Origin of the sequence: Streptomyces sp. NPDC048523 (assembly GCF_043199815.1) — a bacterium.
Lineage (GTDB): Bacteria > Actinomycetota > Actinomycetes > Streptomycetales > Streptomycetaceae > Streptomyces.
The window spans coordinates 297,841-315,766 of record NZ_JBICWQ010000005.1; the positions used below are offsets into that span (position 1 = coordinate 297,841).

The 17,926-nt window shown below is 71.7% G+C and carries 18 protein-coding genes; 10 read left to right on the forward strand and 8 right to left on the reverse strand.

What is annotated here, in order from left to right:
* Nucleotides 1-35 precede the first annotated feature (35 nt).
* Both ACGFWE_RS26920 and ACGFWE_RS26925 read left to right on the forward strand, forming a co-directional pair.
* Complete coding sequence (locus ACGFWE_RS26920) at nucleotides 36-851, forward strand: hypothetical protein (RefSeq protein WP_393602288.1); 816 nt, start codon at nucleotides 36-38, stop codon at nucleotides 849-851.
* A 57-nt stretch (nucleotides 852-908) separates the two neighbouring features.
* Complete coding sequence (locus tag ACGFWE_RS26925; protein WP_352388024.1) at nucleotides 909-1,238, forward strand: rhodanese-like domain-containing protein; 330 nt, start codon at nucleotides 909-911, stop codon at nucleotides 1,236-1,238.
* A 203-nt stretch (nucleotides 1,239-1,441) separates the two neighbouring features.
* Here the strand turns inward: ACGFWE_RS26925 and ACGFWE_RS26930 are convergent, their stop codons facing one another.
* From ACGFWE_RS26930 to paaA, 6 genes are all read right to left on the reverse strand, one after another.
* Nucleotides 1,442-2,590 (reverse strand): acyl-CoA dehydrogenase family protein, encoded by a 1,149-nt coding sequence (locus tag ACGFWE_RS26930; protein ID WP_393602290.1) that lies wholly within the window; start codon nucleotides 2,588-2,590, stop codon nucleotides 1,442-1,444.
* Nucleotides 2,591-2,690: 100 nt separating this feature from the next.
* Nucleotides 2,691-3,749, reverse strand: coding sequence for a 2Fe-2S iron-sulfur cluster-binding protein (locus ACGFWE_RS26935; protein ID WP_393602292.1), 1,059 nt, complete (start codon nucleotides 3,747-3,749; stop codon nucleotides 2,691-2,693).
* On the reverse strand, nucleotides 3,749-4,273 hold the full coding sequence (gene paaD, locus ACGFWE_RS26940) for a 1,2-phenylacetyl-CoA epoxidase subunit PaaD (protein WP_393602294.1): 525 nt from the start codon (nucleotides 4,271-4,273) through the stop codon (nucleotides 3,749-3,751). Before paaD ends, ACGFWE_RS26935 begins: the two co-directional genes overlap by 1 nt.
* Nucleotides 4,267-4,974: a 1,2-phenylacetyl-CoA epoxidase subunit PaaC gene (gene paaC / locus ACGFWE_RS26945; RefSeq protein ID WP_393602782.1), complete on the reverse strand. Its 708-nt coding sequence runs from the start codon at nucleotides 4,972-4,974 to the stop codon at nucleotides 4,267-4,269. The genes paaD and paaC overlap by 7 nt, the downstream gene beginning before the upstream one ends.
* 56 nt (nucleotides 4,975-5,030) lie before the next feature.
* Complete coding sequence (gene paaB / locus ACGFWE_RS26950; protein ID WP_123990418.1) at nucleotides 5,031-5,318, reverse strand: 1,2-phenylacetyl-CoA epoxidase subunit PaaB; 288 nt, start codon at nucleotides 5,316-5,318, stop codon at nucleotides 5,031-5,033.
* A complete protein-coding gene (gene paaA / locus ACGFWE_RS26955) occupies nucleotides 5,315-6,328 on the reverse strand; it encodes a 1,2-phenylacetyl-CoA epoxidase subunit PaaA (RefSeq protein ID WP_352387270.1) in 1,014 nt (337 codons plus the stop codon). The genes paaB and paaA overlap by 4 nt, the downstream gene beginning before the upstream one ends.
* A 321-nt stretch (nucleotides 6,329-6,649) precedes the next feature.
* Here paaA and ACGFWE_RS26960 point away from each other — a divergent pair, with 321 nt between their 5' ends.
* From ACGFWE_RS26960 to ACGFWE_RS26970, 3 genes are read left to right on the forward strand one after another with little or no spacing between them, the layout of a single operon-like run.
* Entirely contained in the window at nucleotides 6,650-7,612 is a 963-nt protein-coding gene (locus ACGFWE_RS26960) for a DUF5819 family protein (RefSeq protein WP_393602297.1), read from the forward strand.
* Entirely contained in the window at nucleotides 7,609-8,973 is a 1,365-nt protein-coding gene (locus ACGFWE_RS26965; RefSeq protein ID WP_393602299.1) for an HTTM domain-containing protein, read from the forward strand. The genes ACGFWE_RS26960 and ACGFWE_RS26965 overlap by 4 nt, the downstream gene beginning before the upstream one ends.
* The gene (locus ACGFWE_RS26970) at nucleotides 8,970-9,716 is read left to right on the forward strand and encodes a TrmH family RNA methyltransferase (RefSeq protein WP_352387276.1); all 747 of its coding nucleotides are present in this window, start codon (nucleotides 8,970-8,972) and stop codon (nucleotides 9,714-9,716) included. The genes ACGFWE_RS26965 and ACGFWE_RS26970 overlap by 4 nt, the downstream gene beginning before the upstream one ends.
* On the opposite strand, the gene paaN is transcribed toward ACGFWE_RS26970, so the two are convergent.
* Entirely contained in the window at nucleotides 9,713-11,404 is a 1,692-nt protein-coding gene (gene paaN / locus ACGFWE_RS26975; RefSeq protein ID WP_352387278.1) for a phenylacetic acid degradation protein PaaN, read from the reverse strand. The two genes, ACGFWE_RS26970 and paaN, sit on opposite strands and share 4 nt — an antisense overlap.
* A 160-nt stretch (nucleotides 11,405-11,564) precedes the next feature.
* Here paaN and ACGFWE_RS26980 point away from each other — a divergent pair, with 160 nt between their 5' ends.
* Together ACGFWE_RS26980 and ACGFWE_RS26985 are read left to right on the forward strand one after the other, a co-directional pair.
* Nucleotides 11,565-13,082, forward strand: a complete 1,518-nt coding sequence (locus ACGFWE_RS26980) for a 3-hydroxyacyl-CoA dehydrogenase (protein ID WP_352387279.1) — start codon at nucleotides 11,565-11,567, stop codon at nucleotides 13,080-13,082.
* On the forward strand, nucleotides 13,079-13,669 hold the full coding sequence (locus tag ACGFWE_RS26985; protein WP_393602301.1) for a TetR/AcrR family transcriptional regulator: 591 nt from the start codon (nucleotides 13,079-13,081) through the stop codon (nucleotides 13,667-13,669). Before ACGFWE_RS26980 ends, ACGFWE_RS26985 begins: the two co-directional genes overlap by 4 nt.
* A 2-nt stretch (nucleotides 13,670-13,671) precedes the next feature.
* Here ACGFWE_RS26985 and ACGFWE_RS26990 read toward each other — a convergent pair whose 3' ends face one another.
* Entirely contained in the window at nucleotides 13,672-14,172 is a 501-nt protein-coding gene (locus ACGFWE_RS26990) for an Lrp/AsnC family transcriptional regulator (protein WP_393602303.1), read from the reverse strand.
* A 174-nt stretch (nucleotides 14,173-14,346) separates the two neighbouring features.
* On the opposite strand from ACGFWE_RS26990, the gene pdhA reads away from it, so the two are divergent.
* The 3 genes from pdhA to ACGFWE_RS27005 are packed head-to-tail and all read left to right on the forward strand — an operon-like array spanning nucleotide 14,347 to nucleotide 17,812.
* Complete coding sequence (gene pdhA, locus ACGFWE_RS26995; protein ID WP_393602305.1) at nucleotides 14,347-15,492, forward strand: pyruvate dehydrogenase (acetyl-transferring) E1 component subunit alpha; 1,146 nt, start codon at nucleotides 14,347-14,349, stop codon at nucleotides 15,490-15,492.
* Nucleotides 15,489-16,493, forward strand: a complete 1,005-nt coding sequence (locus ACGFWE_RS27000; RefSeq protein ID WP_393602307.1) for an alpha-ketoacid dehydrogenase subunit beta — start codon at nucleotides 15,489-15,491, stop codon at nucleotides 16,491-16,493. Before pdhA ends, ACGFWE_RS27000 begins: the two co-directional genes overlap by 4 nt.
* On the forward strand, nucleotides 16,493-17,812 hold the full coding sequence (locus tag ACGFWE_RS27005) for a dihydrolipoamide acetyltransferase family protein (protein WP_393602309.1): 1,320 nt from the start codon (nucleotides 16,493-16,495) through the stop codon (nucleotides 17,810-17,812). Before ACGFWE_RS27000 ends, ACGFWE_RS27005 begins: the two co-directional genes overlap by 1 nt.
* Nucleotides 17,813-17,926: the final 114 nt, after the last annotated feature.

Here is a 17,926-nt window from a genome sequence, read left to right on the forward strand (position 1 = left end):
CGTCCGGCTCCCGTCAGCACAGTTACGCTGTTCGGATGACGTCCCCCGAAGCTGACCCCCAGGGCGCAGCCGCCGCAGGTACGGAGCGGTTGGAGCGGGCCGTGCGGGCCGCGGAGCAGGCGCTCATCGAGTACGAGATCGCGGTGGAGACCTTCCGCATCGAGGTGGAGAACTTCTCCCGCCTGCACCACCAGAAGCTCGGCCCCATGTACACCCGCCTCGACGAGCTGGACGCGCAGATCGCGGAGATCCGGGCCGCCCGCAGTGGTGACCCCGAGGATCTGCGCAAGGCGGAGGAGGCCCGCGCGCGCGTGCTGCCGATGCCCGGCGTCGAGGAGCTGTTCCACGGCTGGATGGACGGGGAGGGCCTGTTCCCGGAGGCCGCCGCGATGCTCACCGACCAGCAGGTGCGGCCCCCGCAGCGGGTCCGCCCCAGCGACGAGGCCCGCAAGCTCTACCGCGAGCTCGTCCGCAAGGCCCACCCGGACCTCGCCCAGGAAGACACCGAGCGGGCGCGTCGCGAGGAGTTCATCACCCGGGTCAACGGGGCCTACTCGCGTGGCGACGAGCCTCTCCTGCGGGAACTGGCCGAGGAGTGGGCCGCCGGCCCCAAGCCGCCGGAGCAGGGTCCCACGCCCAGCGGGGAGCTCTACGCCCGCCTCGAATGGCTCTCCCGGCGCAAGGAACTGCTCTCGGTCGTCGCGCGGGAGCTGGAGGAGAGTGCGATCGGCTCGATGCTCCGGATGGCTCCGGAGGACCCGGACCGCCTCCTGGAGGAGATCGCCGAGAAGCTCCTGTCAGACGTCTCCACGCGCGAGGCGGAGCTCGCGGAGCTGCTCGCTCAGGAGTGACCGGCCGCGTCCCCCGGGGCGTCGGGTAGCGTCGGTCCCATGAATTTCGGTGCTGGTGTGCCCACGGTCCAGGTCACGGACCTCAAGGACGGCGATTTCCTGCTGGACGTCCGTGAGGACGACGAGTGGCAGGCGGGTCATGCCGAAGGGGCGCTGCACATCCCCATCAGTGAGTTCGTGGCCCGCTACGGCGAGCTGACCGAGGCCGCCCCGCAGGACGGCCGGGTCCACGTGATCTGTCGTTCCGGCGGCCGTTCGGCCCAGGTCACGATGTATCTGGCCCAGCAGGGCATCGACGCGGTGAACGTCGACGGCGGGATGCAGCTGTGGGCCGAGGTCGGCCGCCCCGTGGTGACCGACGACGGCCGACCGGGTTTCGTGCTCTAGCTTCGCCAGCCGAGGGGACGGCGGGACTTCGAGGCGGGTGTCGGCGGCGGAGCCCGGTTTGGTGGGTGGCGGGCGGTCAAGCCTGGTGGTGGCTGTGGCTGCCTGGTCGTCGTCCCCGCCGCTCGGTCGGCGTGGCCACCACGCGCACCCGGCGTGCCCATCGCCCCGCTCTCCTGCTGTCGCTTGCGCCGTTGCGGTCCGCGTCAGCCCAGGGGATGCGCTGCCAGCAGATCCCCCAGCGCCTCCTCGTGCGCCGCCGCCGGACCGAGCGACAGCTCCAGGTGCTTGGCCCAGGCGTGGTACCGGTGCAGGGGATAGTCGGTGTCGGCGCCGAAACCGCCGTGCAGATGCTGTGCCGTCTGCACCACCCGCCGCACCCCCTCCGATGCCCAGATCTTCGCCACGGCGACATCCCCCGCGACCGGCAGCACGCCCCGCGCTCCCGAGGTGAGCCGCCACGCGGCCTGCCACAGCGTGACCTCCATCGCGCGCAGGTCGATGTAACGGTCGGCGGCCTGCACGGCGACGGCCTGGAAGGTGGCCACCGGAAACCCGAACTGCTCCCGCTTGCTGGTGTATTCACTGCTCATCCGCAGCACCCGCTCACCCAGCCCGAGCGCCAGCGCACAGGTCCCGGTGGTCAGCAGATCCCGCAGCCACTCCCACGCGCCCTCGCCATCGATCACGTCCCGTGCGCCGATCCGCACCGCCTCCAGCCGCAGCTCGCCCAGCCGTTCCCCGCTGGTGGAGAACTGCTCGCCGAGCGCGACCCCGTCATGGACCCGGGGCACCAGTGCGAGGACGGTCCGGCCCGCGGCCGTATGCGCCGGTACGACGACGAAGTCCGCGTCGTACGCCCACGGCACCGCCGTCTGCACCCCGTCCAGGATCCAGTCGGCGCCCTCCCCTTCCCCCTCTTCCTGCCGCGCGGTGACGGCGAGTTCGGCAGGGTCGTGTCCGGTGCGGCCGCTGGCGGCGACGGTCAGCACGACTTCCCCGCGCCCGGCCCGCTCCAGCAGTTCCCCCTTCAACTCCGGTCCGCCATAAGCCTGTACGGCCGCCATGGCCGCGCTGCTCTCCAGCAGCGGCACCCGCGCCAGCACCTTCGCCGACTCGCGCAGCACCAGGCACAACGCGACGGCGTCCAGGCCTGCCCCGCCGTACTCCTCGGCCGACATCAGGCTCAGCAGGTCCGCGTCGCCGAGCCTGGCCCACAGCGCACGGTCGAACTCATCGGCCACGGCACCCGTGGTCAGCGCCGGGGACGGCACCGCGTCCGGTGCGACATCGGCGAACACCCCCCGCGCCGCCTCGGCCGCCGCCTGCTGCTCCTCGCTGAAGGTGAAGTCCACGGTCCCTGTCCTTCCGAAGGGTCGGCAGATCAGGTCAGCCGATCTGACGGTCCGTCAAGATAGAACAGGTTCTAGAAGAAGGGAACGGGCTCCCGCAGGCCTACCTGTCGAAGTCCAGCTCCACCTTCTCCGTCACCGGATGCGACTGGCACGCCAGCACATAGCCCGCCTGTGTCTCCTCCGGCTCCAGCGCGAAGTTGCGGTCCATGCGCACCTCGCCGGAGACCAGGAAGGCCCGGCAGGTCCCGCACACCCCGCCCTTGCAGGCGTAGGGCGCGTCGGACCGGTTGCGCAGCACCGTCTCCAGCAGCGACTCGCCGTCCTGGACGGGCCAGCTGCCACCACGTCCGTCGAGCCGGGCGGTCACCGTGCTGTGCGCGGGTGCGGGAACCGTCCGCGCCGGGGCAGCCCCCGCGTCCACATGGAAGATCTCCTCGTGGATCCGGGTACGGGCGACCCCGAGCTCCCGCAACGCCTTCTCCGCACCCTGCACCAGTCCGAACGGTCCGCACAGGAACCACCCCGCCACCCGGTCCACCGGCAGCAGCGCCGGCAGCAGTGAGGTCAGCCGCTGCCGGTCGAGCCGCCCGGACGGCAGCCCCGCCTGCTGCTCCTCCCGGGAGAGGACCGTGACCAGCTGGAACCGCTCGGGGTAGCGGTCCTTCAGGTCGGCGACCTCCTCCAGGAACATCGTCGACGCGGACGTACGGTCGCTGCGGATCAGACAGAACCGGGCCTCGGGCTCACGCGCCAGCACTGTCGCCACGATCGACAGCACCGGGGTGATGCCACTGCCACCGACGATCGCCGCGTACAGGCCGGGCGCCGGGTCGAGGGTGAAGCGGCCCGCCGGCGTCATCACCTCCAGCACGTCGCCGACGTTGATCTCCTTGAGCGCGTACGTCGAGAAGGCGCCGCCCTCCACCAGCCGCACACCGACCCGCAGTTCGCGCGGCCCCTCTGCACCGGGTGCCGGGGAGCAGATGGAGTAGGTCCGGCGTATCTCCTTGCCGTCGGCCGTGCGGCGCAGGGCCAGATGCTGGCCCGCGGAGTGCCGGAACTCCTCGCACAGCTCGGGCGGCACGGTGAGGGTCAGGGCCACGGAGTCGTCGGTGAGACGGTCGACCGCGGCCACCGGGAGCGGGTGGAAGCGGGCCATCACAACTCCTTGAAGTGGTCGAACGGTTCACGGCAGTCCAGGCATCGCCGCAGCGCCTTGCACGCGGTCGAGGAGAACCGGCTGAGCAGCTCGGTTTCGGCGGAGCCGCAGTGCGGGCAGCGGACGGCTTCGGCCTTCGCGTCGAGTGTCCGCGTCGGTCCCAGTCCCACCGTGACCGGTCCGGCCGCTGCCGCGCGGGGTGGCGCTATGCCGAACTCCCGCAGCTTGCGGCGCCCTTCGGCCGTGATGTCGTCGGTCGACCAGGCGGGCGCGAGCACGGTGCGGACGGTGACCTCGCGCACCCCGTGTTCGCGCAGCACCCGCTCTATGTCCAGGGACATCGCCTCGATGGCCGGGCAGCCGGTGTACGTCGGGGTCAGTTCGACCTCGACCGAGTCCGCGCCCCGCATGTGCACCGCGCGCAGCACACCCAGCTCGTGCAGAGTGAGCACGGGCAGTTCGGGGTCGGGCACGGAACCGGCGAGCGCGAACAGCTCGGTCTCCAGCGGGGTGAGCGTCACCATGACGCCCCCGGGTGACTGCGGTGCAGGTGCTGCATCTCGGCGAGCATCCGCCCGAAGGACTCGGTGTGCAGGCCCTGCCGCCCCGCGCCTGCGGCCCAGGCACCCGAGCGCGGCCCTTCGGGGACGCTCAGGGTGGCCCGGCGCAGGATCTCCCCCACGGATTCGAGCCAGGCGGCCTCCATGCGCTCCGCGTCGACCTCCACCCCCTCCACCGGCTGGAACATCTCACCGGTGAACCGCCACAGCGCCTCGGATGCCCGCAGCATCCGCGTGTGGCTCTCCTCGGTGCCGTCGCCGAGCCGCAGGGTCCACTGCTCGGCGTGGTCGCGGTGGTAGGCGACCTCCTTGACAGCCTTCGCGGCGAGTGGGGCGAAGAGGCCGTCGCCCGCGGCCAGTTCGGCGTAGAGGAGGTGCTGGTAGGTGGAGAAGTAGAGCTGGCGGACGATGGTGTGGGCGAAGTCGCCGTTCGGCTGTTCCACCAGTTGGAGGTTGCGGAAGGCGCGCTCCTCGCGCAGATACGCCAGTTCGTCCTCGTCGCCGGCCAGGGACAGCAGCACCCGGGCCTGGCCGAGCAGGTCGAGGGCGATGTTGGCGAGGGCGACCTCCTCCTCCAGGACGGGGGCGTGGCCCGCCCACTCGCCGAGGCGGTGCGAGAGCACCAGCGCGTCGTCACCGAGCGCCAGGGCCGCCGCCGTGGGAATCGGGGAGGGCGTGGGGGCCGGGGACGGTGCGGGGGCGGCCGTTGTCTCAGGTGCGGTCACAGGTGCTTCACCCCCTCCGGGATCTCGTAGAACGTGGGGTGCCGGTACGGCTTGTCGGCGGACGGCTCGAAGAACGGGTCCTTCTCGTCGGGTGAGGAGGCCGTGATCGCGGACGAGGGCACCACCCAGAGGGAGACGCCCTCACCGCGCCGGGTGTACAGGTCGCGGGCGTTGCGCAGGGCGAGCTCCGCGTCCGGGGCGTGCAGGCTGCCGGCGTGGGTGTGGGAGAGTCCGCGGCGCGAGCGCACGAAGACCTCCCACAGGGGCCAGTCGGTGTTCGTCATGCGCGCGTCGCTCCTGTCTCGCCGGTGTGCTTCGCCGCGTGGGCCACGGCCGCCTCCCGCACCCAGGCGCCTTCTTCGTGCGCCCGCCGGCGCTGGGTGATCCGCTGTTCGTTGCACGGCCCGTTGCCCTTGAGGACCTCCCGGAACTCCGCCCAGTCGATGGGGCCGAAGTCGTGGTGCCCGCGCTCCTCGTTCCACCGCAGCTCCGGGTCGGGGAGCGTGAGGCCGAGGGACTCGGCCTGGGGGACGCAGATGTCGACGAAACGCTGGCGCAGCTCGTCGTTGGAATGGCGCTTGATCTTCCAGGCCATCGACTGCGCGGAGTGCGCGGACTCGTCGTCGGGCGGGCCGAACATCATCAGGGACGGCCACCACCAGCGGTCCACCGCGTCCTGGGCCATCGCGTGCTGCTCGGGCGTGCCGTTGCTCAGAGCCAGCAGGAGCTCGTACCCCTGGCGCTGGTGGAAGGACTCCTCCTTGCAGATGCGGACCATCGCACGCGCGTACGGGCCGTAGGAGCAGCGGCACAGCGGGACCTGGTTGGTGATCGCGGCGCCGTCCACCAGCCAGCCGATCGCGCCGACGTCCGCCCAGGTCAGGGTCGGGTAGTTGAAAATCGAGGAGTACTTCTGGCGGCCGGTGTGGAGCTTGTCGAGGAGCTCGTCGCGGCCGGTGCCGAGGGTCTCCGCCGCGCTGTAGAGGTAGAGGCCGTGCCCCGCCTCGTCCTGGACCTTGGCCATCAGGATGGCCTTGCGGCGCAGGGAGGGCGCGCGCGTGATCCAGTTCGCCTCCGGCTGCATGCCGATGATCTCGGAGTGGGCGTGCTGCGCGATCTGGCGGACCAGGGTCGCGCGATAGGCGTCGGGCATCCAGTCGCGCGGCTCGATGCGCTCGTCGGCGGCCACGGTGGCGTCGAAGACGCTCTGGTACGCCGTGGTGTCGTCGCCGACGGCGCCCTGAGCGCCGTACGTCCGTGTGCTCGCCGTCTGGTGCGCGGCTGCTGTCGCCATGAGGCCCCCTCGACCTGGGCTCCGCCGGAACCTACTCCCGACCGATCGTTCGGTTCGTGCGATTCCATGGTGTGCCGGGCGCCGTAAGGTGTCAACCGCTGTGGAAAACCCACCCGACGGCCTGTGGAAAACCGAAAACCGGTGCGGGAGTGAGAACGGCCACGGCGGGGCCGGCCGACAGGGGGTGTGCGCGGCGGTCGGGCCTGAGTACCGTGCCGTGCGAGCCACCGCGGCGAGGCGGGTGCGGGCGCCGGCCACCGGGCGTCGCCGCTTCCTGCGGCCGGGCGGCGGTGCACGGACCGGAATCGGGAACGGGGCGGAATGGACGCGTACGACGGAGGCTCGAACGCCCGGCGACGACCGGGCGCCGCGAGCGAGCCGGGCGATGCCGCTGAGCCCCGGGGAGCCGAGGGACCTGAGGTACCTGAGAGGGCAGAGGGGTCAGAGGACCCGCACGGTCCTTACGGGCAGGGAGCGCCCGGTGAGCCGGAAGTACCTGGCGGGTCCGACGCGACCGCCGATTCCACCGACACCCGCCCCTCCGACACCCGCCTCTCCGCCCTCGCCGCGATACCCCCGGCCGTCCCGGTCCCAGGGACCGCCCCCCACCGGAACCCGGACTCCGACCCCGAGCCCCGTACGGGCGTGACCGCCCTCTCCCTGCGCTATCAGATCGGTGTCGTTCTGGCGCTCGCCGTCGTCGCTGTCGCCGTCTGTGTCCACATCGGGATGGTGTTTCTGCACGTCGCGCCGTCGAACACGGTGACCAAGCAGCACGGCAGGGCGGTCGACGACTGGGTCTACCCGGAGTTCGAGCAGAACTGGAAGCTCTTCGCCCCGAATCCTCTGCAGCAGAACATCGCGGTGCAGGTCCGGGCCCGGATACGGACCGTCGACGGCGGCAGCCGTACGACCGGCTGGTACGACCTGTCCGCCCAGGACGGCCGGGCCATCGACGGCAATCTGCTGCCCAGCCACACTCAGCAGAACGAGCTGCGCCGTTCCTGGGACCTCTTCGTCTCCACGCACGACGCCGACAACCGTCCGGTCGGCCTGCGCGGCACCCTGTCCCAGACGTATCTCCGCCGCCTCGTGGTGCTGCGTCTGGAGCGCGACCACGTGGCCGCGCGGGGCGACATCCTTGTGAGCGTCCAGGCCCGCTCCAGGACGTCGAGCGTGCCCCCGCCGAAGTGGAGCGAGGAGAAGGTCTCGGTGCAGCCGGTCTACCGCGAGCTGCCCTGGTGGGCCGTGACGTCGGAGGACACCGAGGGGAGCGCCCGGTGAACCGATTCGCCCTGGCGGTGTCCACCGGCATCGCCCGCGTGACCGAGGCCGCCCTCGGCCCCTACCAGACGGCCATGATCCGTATCGGTTTCAGCGCGACCTGGCTGCTGTTCCTGCTGCGCGAGTTCCCGCACCGCCAGGAGATGTACGGCCCGGACGGGCCCTGGAGCTGGAACCTCGCCGACCAGTTGATCTCGCTCAATGGCGCGTTCACGGCCCTGATGTGGTCGGACGGCCAGTTCTGGTTCGAGACCGTCTATGTGCTCGCCGTCCTGTCGAGCCTGCTGCTGCTGCTCGGGTGGCGCACCCGTGCGACGTCCGTGCTTTTCATGGTCGGCGTGCTCTCGCTCCAGAACCGCAGCATCTTCATGGGCGACGGCGGCGACAACGTCCTGCATCTGATGTGCATCTACCTCGTCTTCACGCGCTGCGGTCAGGTCTGGTCGCTTGACGAGCGGCGGGCCCGGCGCACGCGGGAGGCGCGCGCGCGTGGAGAGCACGTCGTGGACCGTGTCGGCCCGGCCCTGTGGGTCGTCCTCGGGCTCGTGCTGGTGTCGGCGGCCTTCCTGGACAGGCTGAACGGCGACTGGGTCGTCCCGGCGCTCCTGTGGGTCCTGTGGCTGGCGCAGGCCCTGTGGTGGGCGGGCGGTCGGTTCGCCCGGTCCGGGCAGTCGCGGATCATGCTCGACGTCGTCGGCAACATCGTCCACAACGGCGCTCTGCTCGTGATCATGGCCGAGGCGTGTCTGATCTACGCGACGGCGGGCTGGTACAAGATCCAGGGCTCCCGCTGGCAGGACGGCACCGCCGTCTACTACCCCCTCCACCTGGAGTCCTTCTCGCCCTGGCCCGCCCTCGCCGACCTGCTGTCGGCGAACGGCGTCATGGTGATGCTGGTGACGTACGGCACGGTCGCCGTACAGGTCGCCTTCCCGTTCACGCTGTTCAACCGGCGGGTCAAGAACGTCCTTCTGGCGGCGATGATCACCGAGCACGCGGTGATCGCGGTCGTCCTCGGCCTGCCGTTCTTCTCGCTGGCGATGATCGCGGCCGACTCGGTCTTCCTGCCGACGTCGTTCCTTCGCCGCCTCGGCGACTGGGCGGCACACGCGCGTACGCGGCTGTGGGCGCGCTTGGCGGGCGGTCCGGAGGAGCAACGCGGCCCGAACGAGCAACGGGGCCCGAACGAGCAACGCGGTCCGAAGGGGCGCCGGCCCTCCGGGCAGCCAGGCTCACCGATCGACGGGGGGCCGGGTTCCCCGAAGCCCCCGAGGCCCGCCGACGGCGCCGGCGACAACCCCGGCGGCAGCCCCGGCGACCCCGAGAACCCCGGTCACCGGCACGTAGGCTTCCCCGCATGACCGGTCCCGATCCCGTGAGCCTGTGGCACCGGCTCGCCGACACCTGCGTGCTGCTCGACGGCTTCCACGCCCTCAAGCACGCCGCGCGCTTCGGAGCCGAGGTCCCGGTGGCGGTCGCCGTCGACCGGGGCGCCGCGCTCGCCCTGGCCGAAGAGCTGGCGCCGGACGTACGAGGCACTCTGGACGCGCTGCTGACGCAGATCCCGGAGCCGGCGTACGCGTCCCTCGTGCCGCGCCCGCATCCCACGGCGGTGGCGGCTCTGGCCGTACGACCGTCCCGAGCCGCGAACCTCCGGAAGCTGGCGCACATCCCGCGTACGGCACCCGTCGTGGTCCTGGACCATCCGCGCAACCTCGGCAACGCCGGGGCCGTGATCCGGCTGGCCGCGGGCTTCGGGGCGACCGGTGTGGTCACCACGGGCACGCTCGACCCCTGGCATCCGACGGTGGTCCGCGGTGGGGCGGGCCTGCATTTCGCGACCGCGGTGGAGCGCCTGACGGTCGCCGAGCTGCCGCCGGGCCCGGTGTTCGCCCTGGATCCGGAGGGCGACGACATCCGGGGTGTGAAGCTCCCGGACGACGCCGTCCTCGCCTTCGGCTCGGAGCGCAGTGGGCTGTCGCCGGAACTACGCGCGCGTGCCGACCATTTGCTCGCCCTTCCCATGCGCCCCCAGGTCTCCAGCTACAACCTGGCGACGAGTGTGGCGATGGCCCTCTACCACTGGAGTCTCGGCGGGTCCTAGGCCTCCCGGCGGACCTCGACCACCCGGAACCGGTTGGCGACGAAGGCCCCGTCGCACAGCGCGGAGTTGGCGGCCGGGTTGCCTCCCGATCCGTGGAAGTCGGAGAACGCGGCCGTCTGGTTGACGTACACCCCGCCGACGAGGTTCAGCGACAACTGCGCGGCCTCCTCCAGGCAGACCTCCTGGACGGCGCTCTCGACCTCCTCGTCGGTGGTGTACGCGCCGACGGTCATCGCGCCCTTCTCGCGGATGGTGCGCCGCAGCAGTTCCACCGCGTCGGCGGCCGAGTCGACCGCGACGGCGAAGGAGACGGGTCCGAAGCACTCGCTCATGTAGGCGGCCTCGTCGTCCGGCTTGGCCCCGTCCAGCTTGACGACGACGGGTGTGCGCACGACCGCGCCCGGGAACTCCGGGTTGGCGATCTCCCGCGAGGCCAGGGCGACTTCGCCCAGCCCCGCCGCGGCCTCCAGGCGCGCCTTCACGTCCGGGTTGACGATCGCGCCCAGCAGCGCGTTCGCGCGCGCGTCGTCGCCGAGGAGGCCGTCGACCGAGCGGGCGAGGTCCGAGACCACCTCGTCGAAGGTCTTGGGACCCTCGTCGGTGCGGATGCCGTCCCGGGGGATCAGCAGGTTCTGCGGGGTCGTGCACATCTGGCCGCTGTACAGGGACAGGGAGAAGGCCAGGTTGGAGAGCATCCCCTTGTAGTCGCCGGCCGACTCCACGAGCACCGAGTTGACGCCGGCCTTCTCCGTGTAGACCTGCGCCTGGCGGGCGTTGGCCTCCAGCCAGTCGCCGAACTCCGTCGAGCCGGTGTAGTCGATGATGCGGATCTCGGGGCGCGTGGCCAGGGTCTTCGCGATGCCCTCGCCGGGGCGCTCGGCGGCGAGCGCCACCAGGTTCGGGTCGAAGCCGGCCTCGCTCAGGACGTCCCGCGCCACCTGGACCGTGAGCGCCAGCGGCAGCACCGCGCGCGGGTGCGGCTTCACCAGGACCGCGTTGCCGGTGGCCAGGGAGGCGAACAGGCCCGGATAGCCGTTCCACGTCGGGAAGGTGTTGCAGCCGATGACCAGGCCGGTCCCGCGCGGGACCGGTGTGAACTGCTTGGTGAGCGCGAGCGGGTCGCGCTTGCCCTGCGGCTTGGTCCACTCCGCGGTGTCGGGGGTGCGGACCTGCTCCACGTACGCGTACGCCACCGCCTCCAGGCCGCGGTCCTGCGCGTGCGGGCCGCCCGCCTGGAACGCCATCATGAAGGCCTGGCCGCTGGTGTGCATGACCGCGTGCGCGAACTCGTGGGTCCGGTCGCTGATCCGTTTGAGGATCTCCAGACAGACCACCGCGCGCATCTCCGCGCCCGCGTCCCGCCACGCCTTCTGGCCCGCCTTCATCGCGGGCAGCAGCACGTCGATGTCCGCGTGCGGGTAGGTCACGCCCAGCTCGATGCCGTACGGGGAGACCTCGCCGCCCACCCAGTCGTCGGTGCCGGGCTGGCCGAGGTCGAGGCGGGTGCCGAGGAGGGCGTCGAAGGCGGCCTTGCCCGCCGCCATGTCCAGGCTGCCGTTCTCGCCGTAGGCCTTGGGGTGCTCGGGGTGCGGCGACCAGTACGCGCGGGTGCGGATCGCTTCCAGCGCCTGGTCGAGGGTGGGCCGGTGCGCGGCGATCAGATCGTGCGCGGTGAGTTCGGCGGCCATACGGGACCAACTCCTCGTCTCAAGAACTCTTCGTCGAGCTCATGACCTGGGCAGAAACCTGGGCAGGAACGGACAGTCAGAGTTAGAGTAACCGAACGATCGGTCGGGACAAGGGGGTCCGCCGCATCTGTGGAAAACCCCGTGCGGGAGGATCGCGCACATGACAGGACTCGACCTCAGCAGCCCCGTGGCCGTCGTCGGCACCGGCACCATGGGCCAGGGCATCGCCCAGGTCGCGCTGGTCGCCGGGCACACCGTGCGGCTGTACGACGCCGCCCCCGGCCGTGCCCGGGAGGCGGCCGACGCGATCGGTGCCCGCCTTGACCGGCTCGTCGAGAAGGACCGGCTCACCGCCGCCGACCGGGACGCGGCGCGCACCCGTCTCGTGGCCGCCGAGCACCTCACCGACCTCGCGGACTGCACCCTGGTCGTCGAGGCCGTCCTGGAGCGACTGGACGTCAAGCAGGAGCTGTTCCGGGAGCTGGAGGACATCGTCGGCGAGGACTGTCTGCTCGCCACCAACACCTCCTCCCTGTCGGTGACGGCCATCGCCGGCGCCCTGCGCCACCCGGGCCGCTTCGTGGGCCTGCACTTCTTCAACCCGGCGCCGCTGCTGCCGCTGGTCGAGGTCGTCTCCGGGTTCGCCACCGAGGTCTCGTCGGCCACGCGCGCGTACGAGACGGCACGCGCGTGGGGCAAGACCCCGGTCGCCTGCGCCGACACCCCCGGCTTCATCGTCAACCGCATCGCGCGGCCCTTCTACGCCGAGGCGTTCGCGGTCTACGAGGCCCAGGGTGCCGAGCCCGCCACCATCGACGCGGTCCTGCGCGAGTGCGGCGGCTTCAAGATGGGCGCGTTCGAACTGACCGACCTGATCGGACAGGACGTCAACGAGTCCGTGACGCACTCGGTGTGGCACGCCTTCTTCCAGGACGTGCGCTTCACGCCCTCGCTGGCACAGCAGCGCCTGGTCGAGTCGGGCCGGCTCGGCCGCAAGAGCGGGCAGGGCTGGTACGACTACACGGACGGCGTCGAGCGCGACGAGCCGCACACCGCGGAGCGGGCCCAGGCGCCCGCGTACGTCGTCGCCGAGGGCGATCTGGGCCCCGCGTCCGAACTGCTCGCGCTGATCCGCGAGGCGGGCATCCAGGTCCGCGACGACGAGGAGGACCACGGCACCCGACTGGTCCTGCCCAGCGGCGGGCAGCTCGCGCTCGCCGACGGGCAGACCTCGGTGGAGTTCCGGGACGTCGTCTACTTCGACCTCGCCCTCGACTACCGCAGGGCCACGCGGATCGCGCTGTCCGCCTCCCAGGACACCTCGCAGCAGACGCTCGGCGAGGCCGTCGGGCTCTTCCAGGCGCTCGGCAAGGACGTCAGCGTCATCGGTGACGTGCCCGGCATGATCGTCGCCCGTACGGTCGCCCGGATCATCGACCTGGCGCACGACGCCGTCGCCAAGGGCGTCGCCACCCGGGAGGACATCGACACCGCCATGCGGCTCGGGGTGAACTATCCGCTGGGCCCCTTCGAGTGGAGCCGCAGGCTGGGCCGCAACTGGGCCTACGCCCTCCTGGACGACCTGCACCTGCGCGACCCGTCCGGACGGTACGCGCCCTCGCTCGCGCTGTACCGGCACGCGTACGCCTCCGACAAGCGGGAGGGCAGTACCTCATGACGACCGCCAAGCGCGACACGTACACCCCGGAGACGCTGCTGTCCGTCGCCGTCCAGGTCTTCATCGAGCGCGGCTACGACGGCACCTCCATGGAGCACCTCTCCAAGGCGGCCGGCATCTCCAAGTCGTCCATCTACCACCACGTCTCCGGCAAGGAGGAGCTCCTGCGCCGGGCCGTCAGCCGGGCCCTGGACGCTCTCTTCGGGATCCTCGACGAGGAGCACGCGCGCGTGGGCCGTGCCTCCGGCCGCCTGGAGTACGTCGTGCGGCGCATGGTGGAGGTGCTGATCGCCGAACTCCCGTACGTCACCCTGCTGCTGCGGGTGCGCGGCAACACCGGCACCGAGCGGTGGGCCCTGGAGCGCCGCCGCGACTTCGACCACCGCGTCGCCGAGCTCCTCAAGGCGGCGGCCGCGGACGGCGACGTACGCGGTGACGTGGAGGTACGCCTCGCGACCCGGCTGGTCTTCGGGATGATCAACTCCATCGTGGAGTGGTACCGCCCGGACGGCCGCGGCATGAACGAACGCGAAGTGGCGGACGCGGTGGCCCAGTTGATCTTCGGTGGGCTGCGGAAGGCGTCCTGAGCTCAGCCCTGCGGTTCCAGGTCCTCCTCCTCGAAGACCAGGAGGGTGCGGGTACTGAGGACCTCCGGAATGGCCTGGAGGCGGGTGAGGACCAGTTCGCGCAGGGATCTGTTGTCCGGGGTGTGGACGAGCAGCAGGACGTCGAAGTCGCCTCCGACCAGCGCGATGTGCGAAGCCCCGGGCAGCTGTCTGAGCTGTTCGCTCACCGTGCGCCAGGAGTTCTGGACGATCTTCAGGGTGATGTAGGCCGAGGTGCCCTGGCCCGCGCGCTCGTGGTTGACCCGGGCGCCGAAGCCGCGGATGACGCCGTCCTCGACGAGCCGGTTGATCCGCGCGTAGGCGTTGGCGCGCGAGACATGCACCCGTTCGGCGACCGACCTTATCGAAGCACGGCCGTCCGCCTGGAGCATCTGGAGGATGTCCTGATCGATGGCGTCGAGCGGACGCGGGGGCGGAAGGGGGACGCCGCCCTCCGCGCCTTCGGCCATTTGTTCAGGTGCCATGTCCCCCCGCCTCCCTACCATGGACGTACTGCGTCCATCTCAGGCTGTGGAGAACCGTTTGTCCACAGCCTGAGGGGGCCTGTAGCCAAAATGTGCCGACGACCGAACAATCGGTAGGTGAGGCGCCTCACACCCGTGGTGCGCCACCAGCCGCTCCCACGAGGAGGTGCCGTCATGACGGTCATGGAGCAGCGTGGCGCGTATCGGCCATCGCCGCCGCCCGCCTGGCAGCCCCGCACGGACCCCGAGCCCCTGCTGCCCGACGCGCAGCCCCATCGCGTCCTCGGCACCGACGCGGCCGCGCAGGCCGACCCGGCCCTGCTGCGCCGGCTGTACGCCGAGCTGGTGCGCGGCCGCCGCTACAACACCCAGGCCACCGCCCTCACCAAGCAGGGCCGCCTCGCCGTCTACCCCTCCAGCACCGGCCAGGAGGCCTGCGAGATCGCCGCCGCGCTGGCCCTCCAGGACCATGACTGGCTCTTCCCCAGCTACCGCGACACCCTCGCCGCCGTCGCCCGCGGCGTGGACCCCGTCCAGGCGCTGACCCTCCTGCGCGGCGACTGGCACACCGGTTACGACCCGCGCGAGCACCGGGTGGCCCCCCTGTGCACCCCGCTCGCCACCCAGCTTCCGCACGCCGTCGGCCTCGCGCACGCCGCCCGTCTCAAGGGCGACGACGTGGTCGCCCTCGCCATGGTCGGCGACGGCGGCACCAGCGAGGGCGACTTCCACGAGGCACTGAACTTCGCCGCCGTCTGGCAGGCCCCCGTCGTCTTCCTGGTCCAGAACAACGGCTTCGCGATCTCCGTCCCGCTCGCCAAGCAGACCGCGGCCCCCTCGCTGGCCCACAAGGCCGTCGGCTACGGCATGCCCGGCCGGCTGGTCGACGGCAACGACGCGGCCGCCGTGCACGAGGTCCTCACCGCCGCCGTACGCCACGCGCGCGCGGGCGGCGGACCCACCCTGGTGGAGGCGATCACCTACCGCGTGGACGCCCACACCAACGCCGACGACGCGACCCGTTACCGCGGGGACGCCGAGGTCGAGACCTGGCGCGGACATGACCCGATCGCCCTCCTGGAGCACGAGCTGACCGAGCGCGGCCTGATCGACGAGGCCGGCATCGAGGCCGTACGCGAGGACGCGGAGGAGTTCGCCGCGGGGCTGCGCGAGCGCATGAACCAGGACCCGGTCCTCGACCCGATGGACCTGTTCGCCCACGTCTACGCCGAACCCACCCCGCAACTGCGCGAGCAGCAAGCCCAGTTGCGTGCGGAACTGGAAGCAGAGCACGACGCTCACGGGGAGACGCACCGATGACCACCGTCGCCCTCAAGCCGGCCACCATGGCGCAGGCGCTCACGCGGGCGCTGCGCGACGCGATGGCGGCCGACCCCACCGTGCACGTCATGGGCGAGGACGTCGGCACCCTCGGCGGTGTCTTCCGGGTCACCGACGGACTGGCCAAGGAGTTCGGCGAGGACCGCTGTACGGACACCCCGCTCGCCGAGGCCGGCATCCTCGGCACGGCCGTCGGCATGGCGATGTACGGGCTGCGGCCGGTCGTGGAGATGCAGTTCGACGCCTTCGCCTACCCGGCGTTCGAACAGCTGATCAGCCATGTGGCGAAGATGCGCAACCGCACCCGCGGGGCGATGCCGCTCCCGATCACCATCCGGGTCCCCTACGGCGGCGGCATCGGCGGGGTCGAGCACCACAGCGACGCCTCCGAGGCCTACTACATGGCGACGCCGGGACTCCACGTCGTCACGCCCGCCACCGTCGCCGACGCCTACGGACTGCTGCGCGCGGCCATCGCCTCCGCCGACCCCGTCGTCGTCCTGGAGCCCAAGCGGCTGTACTGGTCGAAGGACTCCTGGAACCCGGACGACCCCCAGGCCGTTGAACCGATAGGCCGCGCGGTGGTGCGGCGCCCCGGCCGGAGCGCCACACTCATCACGTACGGGCCGTCCGTACCCGTGTGCCTCGAAGCCGCCGAGGCCGCGCGGGAGGAGGGGTGGGATCTCGAAGTCGTCGACCTGCGCTCACTGGTGCCGTTCGACGACGACACGGTCTCGGCCTCGGTACGGCGGACCGGACGAGCGGTCGTCGTGCACGAGTCGGGCGGGTTCGGCGGACCGGGCGGGGAGATCGCGGCCAGGATCACGGAGCGCTGCTTCCACCATCTGGAGGCGCCGGTGCTGCGCGTGGCCGGGTTCGACATCCCCTATCCGCCGCCGATGCTGGAGCGTCACCACCTGCCCGGTGTGGACCGGATCCTGGACGCCGTGGGGCGTCTGCAGTGGGAGGCGGAGAGCTGATGGCTCAGGTGCTGGAGTTCAGGCTGCCGGATCTCGGCGAGGGCCTGACCGAGGCGGAGATCGTCCGCTGGCTGGTGGAGGTCGGCGACGTCGTCGCGGTCGACCAGCCGGTCGTCGAGGTCGAGACGGCCAAGGCGATGGTCGACGTCCCCTGCCCCTACGCCGGGGTCGTCACGGCCCGCTTCGGCGAGGAGGGCAGTGAGCTTCCCGTGGGCTCACCTCTCATCACGGTCGCGGTGGGGGCACCGGCGTCCGACCCCGAGGTACGGACCGAGGGCTCGGGGAACGTCCTTGTCGGGTACGGCACCTCGGAAGCACCCGCGCGCAGGCGCAGGGTGCGGCGGGAGCAGCAGGTTCCCGTGCCGGTGAACGGCAGTCCGGCACCTCCCGAGGTGGTCGAGGGCCCCGTCCCCGTGATCTCCCCGCTGGTCCGCCGCCTCGCCCGGGAGAACGGCCTGGATCTCAGGGAGCTCACCGGTTCCGGCCCCGACGGACTGATCCTGCGTGCCGACGTCGAGTACGCCCTGCGTGCCGCCGCCTCACAGGGACGCCCGGCACCGGCACCGACCGTCATCCCGGAAACCCCGCACGCCCCGCACATCCCGGCGGCGGCCCCGGCCACCACCCCCGCAGGGACCCGTGTCCCCCTCAAGGGCGTCCGGGGCGCGGTCGCCGACAAGCTGTCCCGCAGCCGGAGCGAGATCCCCGATGCCACCTGCTGGGTGGACGCCGACGCGACGGAACTCATGCGCGCGCGTGCCGCGATGAACGCGACCGGCGGCCCGAAGATCTCCCTGCTCGCGCTGCTCGCCCGGATCTGCACCGCCGCCCTCGCCCGCTTCCCCGAGCTCAACTCCACCGTCGACATGGCGGCCAGGGAGATCGTGCGACTGGACGCCGTGCATCTGGGATTCGCCGCGCAGACCGAGCGGGGACTGGTCGTGCCGGTCGTCAAGGACGCGCACGCGCGGGACGCGGAGTCGCTGTCCGCGGAGTTCGCCCGGCTGACCGAGGCGGCCCGCACCGGCACCCTCACCCCCGCGGAACTCACGGGCGGCACCTTCACGTTGAACAACTACGGCGTGTTCGGTGTCGACGGCTCCACGCCCATCATCAACCACCCCGAGGCGGCCATGCTCGGCGTCGGCCGCATCGTCCCCAAGCCATGGGTGCACGAGGGCGAGCTGGCGGTGCGTCAGGTCGTCCAGCTCTCGCTCACCTTCGACCACCGGGTGTGCGACGGCGGCACCGCGGGCGGCTTCCTGCGGTATGTGGCGGACTGCGTGGAACAGCCGGCGGTCCTGCTGCGCACCCTGTGACCGAGGCACCCGCACACCACGCTCGCGGTGCCGGCATCCGCCCGCCGCGAGCGCGGTGCCGGCACGCCACCCCCGATCGCGGTGCCGCCGCACGTTCCCTGTGATCGCGACGGC